General features: G+C 44.4%; 7 protein-coding genes. 2 read left to right on the forward strand and 5 right to left on the reverse strand.

Translation table 11 applies throughout. The features are described from left to right. The 3 genes from AC805_RS27010 to AC805_RS21145 all read right to left on the reverse strand — a co-directional run. The coding region (locus tag AC805_RS27010) for a hypothetical protein (protein ID WP_231664029.1) at nt 1–189 on the reverse strand (189 nt) is incomplete at its 3' end. A gap of 121 nt (nt 190–310) precedes the next feature. After that, nucleotides 311–517, reverse strand: coding sequence for a type II toxin-antitoxin system HicB family antitoxin (locus tag AC805_RS21140; RefSeq protein WP_055077239.1), 207 nt, complete (start codon nt 515–517; stop codon nt 311–313). A 58-nt stretch (nt 518–575) separates the two neighbouring features. Further along, the gene (locus tag AC805_RS21145) at nt 576–2,999 is read right to left on the reverse strand and encodes a DHH family phosphoesterase (protein WP_055077235.1); all 2,424 of its coding nucleotides are present in this window, start codon (nt 2,997–2,999) and stop codon (nt 576–578) included. A 59-nt stretch (nt 3,000–3,058) separates the two neighbouring features. Here AC805_RS21145 and AC805_RS21150 point away from each other — a divergent pair, with 59 nt between their 5' ends. After that, nucleotides 3,059–4,171 (forward strand): histidine kinase, encoded by a 1,113-nt coding sequence (locus AC805_RS21150; protein ID WP_055077236.1) that lies wholly within the window; start codon nt 3,059–3,061, stop codon nt 4,169–4,171. Between the two features lie 306 nt (nt 4,172–4,477). Here the strand turns inward: AC805_RS21150 and AC805_RS21155 are convergent, their stop codons facing one another. Both AC805_RS21155 and AC805_RS21160 read right to left on the reverse strand, forming a co-directional pair. Then, on the reverse strand, nt 4,478–5,227 hold the full coding sequence (locus tag AC805_RS21155; RefSeq protein WP_072143712.1) for an NnrU family protein: 750 nt from the start codon (nt 5,225–5,227) through the stop codon (nt 4,478–4,480). A 59-nt stretch (nt 5,228–5,286) separates the two neighbouring features. Then, the gene (locus tag AC805_RS21160; RefSeq protein ID WP_055077237.1) at nt 5,287–5,541 is read right to left on the reverse strand and encodes a SemiSWEET transporter; all 255 of its coding nucleotides are present in this window, start codon (nt 5,539–5,541) and stop codon (nt 5,287–5,289) included. A 70-nt stretch (nt 5,542–5,611) separates the two neighbouring features. On the opposite strand from AC805_RS21160, the gene coaE reads away from it, so the two are divergent. Continuing rightward, nucleotides 5,612–6,211 (forward strand): dephospho-CoA kinase, encoded by a 600-nt coding sequence (gene coaE, locus AC805_RS21165; RefSeq protein WP_055077238.1) that lies wholly within the window; start codon nt 5,612–5,614, stop codon nt 6,209–6,211. The last annotated feature ends 97 nt before the right edge of the window (nt 6,212–6,308 follow it).

The raw sequence follows: 6,308 nt of genomic DNA on the forward strand, positions 1-6,308 counted from the left end.
TATAGCTGCCGCCAACTGTATCAGGACATAAAACGCCAAAGAGAGTTGCCGCGCTCCGCGCAGCAACTCTCTTTGGCGTTTTGATTTTGTCCTAACAAAACTGGCGGCAGCTATAAGATTGCTTGACTTATCTAGATCGAAAGCGCTGAATACGTTTTTGGATATTAGTAGTAATTTCTTGAATTTCATTGTTCACGCCTGATTTTATGCGTCTCTTACAATAAATTTACAAACTCATCTACGGTTAAGCTTGAATCACGAATGATTGTTCTCAAAGTCCCTTTGGCGATAGTTTTATGATTGGGAACAGTTAACTGAGTTTAGGCTCACCCCGATCCTGTAAAACTTCGATATGCAAAGCGATCGCTTCTTGGATATTAGCTAAAGCTTCTTCTCTAGTTTCACCTTGACTAACACAACCAACTAAACTAGGAACTTCCACAATAAAATAGCCATCTTCATCACGATAGAGAAGAACAGTTCTTTTGAGTAAGTCTGGATATGTTGCGACAGCCATAATTAGTCTCCAAATTGTCCAAAGAGCCTTCAAGTAGATCATCTACAAGTATATGTGATTATTTTTGATCGGCAACTTGATCGGTAAGAATTACTGCAAGTTTATTAATCGCAATGCTATACCATTTCTGCATTCTGAGGAGTTCGCCATCAAGGGGTAATGTCGGTGGAAAATCGCAGATGTAGTTCAGTTCGCGCAGAGCCGAGACGATCGCACTAGGAGAAATCCACCATTGCTGGGCTAAATCGAGGAGATTGAGAATATTGATATTCTCTAAATCGAGAGACTGAATTTGATGGCGAAATTGATCGATGGAAGGTACTGAAGGAATATGGGAACCGAGATAGATATAATCGGGTTTAGCGGTAGCGATCAGCCATTGGAGATGGGTGAATGATGGCGGTAAAGTCCATAGAACGACTGCTGCGTAATTTTTATTGCGCGTTGGGCGATCGCAATCGACATCACCTTGAAACTTGTCGGCTGGGCGATCGCAACCATATAGTAATAACGGACGAGGTAGAGGTCTTGGCGCTTCGCTGAGATTTTCCCATTGGGGAAACTTGGTAATTATCGGTGCGGGTTGATAGAGTAATGGAATTTGTTTAGGCACAATTTGAGAATTATCTCCATTGCCCACTTCACGAATACCTACTATTTCTAATTCTACGGAAGTAGTATCTTGCCACTGATTAGCCCTTAGCTTATAGGCGATATCCACGCGATTGGGGATAGGGCAATATTCTCCCCAGCGCCAAGCGATCGCCTTAATTTTACCGTTGCCCGTATCCAATTCTAAAGAGAGATGTTTGACTTTATCCCTTCCGCGAGTTTGTTGAGAGATAACGCGAACATTTTTGCTATAGAATACGGGATCGGGATTGCCGAGCCCACAGGGTTGCAGGCGATCGCAGGTTTGCAACAGGGACATCGAAATATCGCTAAGTTCGGCGAGTACGTCCACCTGAATGAAGGGCATGATATGACTGGGCAAAATATTTTCGCGATCGACAAATTCCCGCAGCCCTAGGCGTAACTTTTCCATATTCTCCGCAGGAATGGTAAACCCTCCTGCTGCCTTATGTCCGCCACCCTTATTCCGAATGGGAGCAATATATTCGAGGGAATGGAAAACATGAAATTCGGGAATGCCTCTTACGGAGAAACGTACTGTGTCCCCTTGATGGGTTGGCGCTTCTTGCGAATTTGGCGATGCTTCCTTCTCTTGATCCTCCATGTCGTGACTATCTTCATAACTGCCGATAAACACAGGCGCACCGTACCGTTCTACTAAGCGTGAGGCAACAATACCAATTACCCCGTGATGCCAGCCCGTCTGTTTGGCGATCGGCAAGTCTGCTTGGACATCGCGATCTACGATTACCAAAACCCGTTCTTGGGTGATGTCAAAACCTTCAGCCCGTTTTTGGGTGATATAGCGGATCGCTTGTTCCTCGATCTCTTTACAGAGATCTTGGCGCTTTTTATTAGTCGCTTCACATTCTTGGGCAAGGGCGATCGCCTGTCCCATTTCTTCGCAGGTTAAGAGGTCGATAATGACTTGAGGATCGCCAATCCTGCCGATCGCATTAATACGGGGACCCAAACCAAACCCGATCGCTTCGGGCTTCATCCCCGTTTGTTTATCTTTGGCAATTCCCGTTTCATTAATCAGGGCAATAATGCCAATTACCTTAGATTGGGACAGCAAGCGTAAGCCCTTTTTGACAAGTCGGCGATTGATCCCCGTTAAAGATGCCAAATCGGCGATCGTCCCTAGGGTAAATAGCTCCAACAGTGGATTTTCTAACTCCGCACGTTTACCAAAGCGATCGCTTAATTCCAGCGCCAAAATATAGGCGACTCCCACACCAGCGATCGCCACATAGGGAGAATGCGGATCGACTTGATATTTAGGATTGAGTATGGCGGTTGCGGGGGGGATTTTGCTAGAATCTTCAGGCACTTCATGGTGGTCGGTGACAATTACAGAAATATTTAAGGATTCTGCGAGGGCGATCGCCTCATAGGCGGCTATCCCATTGTCCACAGTAATAATTAATTTCCCATTTCGTTCGTGACAATCGCGGACAATCCGCGTATTTATCCCATAGCCTTCCGCCATGCGACTGGGAATTTCGTATTCCACAATCGCCCCTAACAATTTGAGGGTACGGATCAATAAAGCCGTACTAGTCATGCCATCAACGTCATAATCGCCACAGATTGTGATGCGTTCGCCGTTTTTAATGGCATACTCGATACGATCGATGCTGGCAATTAAATCGGGAAATTCTTGCTTGGGGTCGGGTAAATTGACAAGTTCGGGATCAAGAAAAGCTTTGGCAGTTTCAGGGGTATTAATGCCTCTATTTAGCAAAACCTGCGCGATTATGGGAGAAAGTCCTGTGGCGTTGGCAATCGCGATCGATAAATCGGTTTGAGGTGAGAAAATCTGCCATCGTTGTTGAGGTAAATGCATGAGAACAATAATATAATTATTAAGAATATCTTAAAAATTCGTTGCGAGTCCGAAAGTAAATGAGGACTGTTTCAACATTACCTGAATCAACATTGCAACTCCTACTATTTATTGACGATCGCCCTAAGGCAAAAGATTTAGTCAAGGAAGTGGAGGAATTTTTGCTTAGCGAGAGCGATTGTCGATCCGAGTTGCAAATTATCAATGTCGCCAGTCAGCCTCAACTTGCCGAGCTCTTTAAAGTGGTAATGTCTCCCGCCTTGCTGAAGTTATCACCTTTACCGCGCCAAACGATCGCAGGGAAAAATATTCTCAAGCAACTGGGGAATTGTTGGGATACTTGGAAACAACAGGTACTCGACCAAACCACGAACCATCCTCCCGAACTTGCCCAAAATATCGACTACATGAGCGAGGTTGCACATCTTGCCGATGATGTGTTTCGGTTATCTCAGGAAAAAGCCGAGATTGAGGAACAAATTCGGTTTAAAGATCGGGTGCTGGGAATGCTAGCCCATGACTTAAGAAATCCCTTAACGGCAATTTTATTAGCGATCGATACGATCGAAAAAAGTGGCGACAAAATCGACCCACAAATGATTTCTCGTCTCCTCAAGCACGCGAGAAATAAAGCCCGTGATGCCGACAATATGATTACGGATATTCTCGAAGCGGGAAGGGGGGCAAATGCCCAATTTCGCACCCAAAGGCAAAAAATTCAACTCGATCAGCTTTGTCATAGTGTCGTCAGCGATTTTTACTTCCACAAATGTTTGGAAGGGAAAATGCAAAAATTGGTAAAAGATATCCCTACCGATTTACCGCCCGTATATATCGATCAAGAAAAAATTCGTCAAGTTTTAATCAACCTGTTGGGGAACGCTACGAAATATACTCCTGAAGGTGGAAAAATCGAGCTTACCGTGATGCACCGTACCTCACAAAAAATTGAGGTTAGTATTACTGACAATGGTCCTGGAATTCCTGCGGAAATGCGCGATCGCGTATTTGAGGAGCGCTATCGTTTAGAACGGGATGATGAGGCTGACGGCTATGGTATCGGGCTCTCCCTATGTCGTCGGATTATTACGGCGCATTATGGTCGGATCTGGGTTGATGATGCGATCGGCAAAAAAGGAAGTTGTTTTCGGTTTACTTTGCCAGTTTACTAATAATACCAAATTACAAAATGGCGTAGCCATTTTGTAATTTTAAAATCCTTACTGGGTTTGGTTTTCAATTCCCAAAAGTGTAGCCACACTTTTGGGAATTGGTATAAAACTTCAGTTCGGGTTAAGCTGGCAAATTTTAAAAGCCCAAAAGTAAAAGCCTTGCTACGCAAGGCTTTTACTTTTGGGCTTAGAGAGAGGGTTTGCGTAGCAAACCCTTTCTCTAAGCCCGTTTCAAATTATCCCGAACTCATGTTAATAATCTAAAGAGCATAACGCCCGCTAAGCGAGCGTTATGCTCTTTAGATTTTACCAATTTATATTTGCCGAAGCATTAATCACGATTGGATGCAGCCATCGAAATAGTACAACCGTAATTGCGACTCCCATATAGGCAGGACGGATAAATTCCTTAAGGACTAGTTGCTGGCGACCTTGAGCGATCGCGAGGAATGGCATGACCGAAGTACGTTCTTTGAGGGCTAGAAATTCATCCCCATAGCGCTTAAATAAACGCCGATCTCCATGCCAAACTGCGAACAAGTGATAACTCACTAAGGCGATCGCTGTCGTCAGGGCAAAGGATGTCCCCAGCCAAAGCGTATGGGCAATACACCAAAGTGTCATACCAATGAGTTGCGGATGACGGCTGATACGGGTAATCCCTGTCTCAAACAGATGGACTTGGGGTTTTTGAATCGCGGCAACTTCTCCCAAATTAAAGGTGGCAGGATAGAGAAAAATAAAAGCGATCGCCGAAAGCGCCAGCACGAATTCATGCAGCCCCGTAATTCCCCGAAAATCCCATAACTGCAACCCATCATAACGATGGTTGAAATAAAAAATGAACAGTACCACCGCCAAAGGAATGCTAGTCAGCGCAAATAGTACCCGATACAACCTCGCTCCTATGCGTTCTTCTGCCTTAATGCGTAAAGCTGCTAAGCCGCTATGGGCGATCGCAAAAATTAAGATCAAGCCCAACATGACAAAGTGGGAAAAATATTGAGAGAAAAAGGGTGATAAATAGCTGGAGAAGAAGACATTAAGAGAGGTCATATTAAAACTAATGAATTGGGGGAGGATTGCTAATGAGGAGCAGTAATCTCTTCCCTAGTTTATCCATACTTGAGCTTGAATCGTAAAATGATCAGATTTAACAAAAGTGTGATGCCATTAGCCATATAGATGGGTGCAGCCTCGACCAATAATCCATAGATCAGCCAGAGGGTGATGCCCAAAATAAAAGTAACCAGCATTGGCAAAGAAATATCTTTAGTCGAGCGCGATCGCCAAACTTGGACGACTTGGGGCAAAAAGGCAAAGGTCGTTAGGGATGCAGCCATAAATCCAAGGAGATTGGTGAAGTGCATAGTTTCTAGAAGTAGGATAATTTAGGGATGCTTGGGATAGCCTAGACATTGCCCAACAGAATTAAAACATATGCAACAGCGAATTATCGGCATCACAGGAGGTATTGCTACGGGCAAGACTACGGTTTCCGATTATTTGCGCGATACCTATGGATTACCAATTCTGGATGCCGATCTCTATGCTCGTAACGCTTTAGTTGGCGATCGCTTGCGAAAGCTACAGGAACGCTATGGAAAATTAATCTTCGACGATCGCGGCAATATCGATCGCCGTAAGTTAGGCGCGATCGTTTTTGATAGCGCTAGCGAGTTGCAATGGCTCGAAGGCTTAATCCATCCCTACGTGAGAGAATGCTTGATTTCTGAAGCCAAAAGTCGAGAACCATCTACGGTCATAATGGTAATCCCCCTGTTATTTGAAGCCAATATGGAAACTCTGGTAACAGAGACTTGGGCGATCGCTTGCGATCCCCAGCAACAATTGCAGCGACTTATGAGCCGCAGTCATTTATCAGAAACTGAAGCAATTCAAAGAATCGCCAGTCAAATGTCTCAGGCTGAAAAAATTGAACTTGCCGATGTGGTAATTACAAATTCCGCTAATCCTGAGGATCTATTTTTACAGGTCGATCTCGCCTTGCTTAACTCGCCAATGGGTATATATAGATAATTCAAATAAAAACTACAGCTTCGACTTCGCTCAGCTAGCTTACACCGAGGGCTGAGCGAAGTCGAAGCCCGTCTACAAGTTATTTAAAACAACTATA

It is taken from the genome of Pseudanabaena sp. 'Roaring Creek', assembly GCF_001402795.1.
In the GTDB taxonomy this organism is placed as follows: domain Bacteria; phylum Cyanobacteriota; class Cyanobacteriia; order Pseudanabaenales; family Pseudanabaenaceae; genus Pseudanabaena.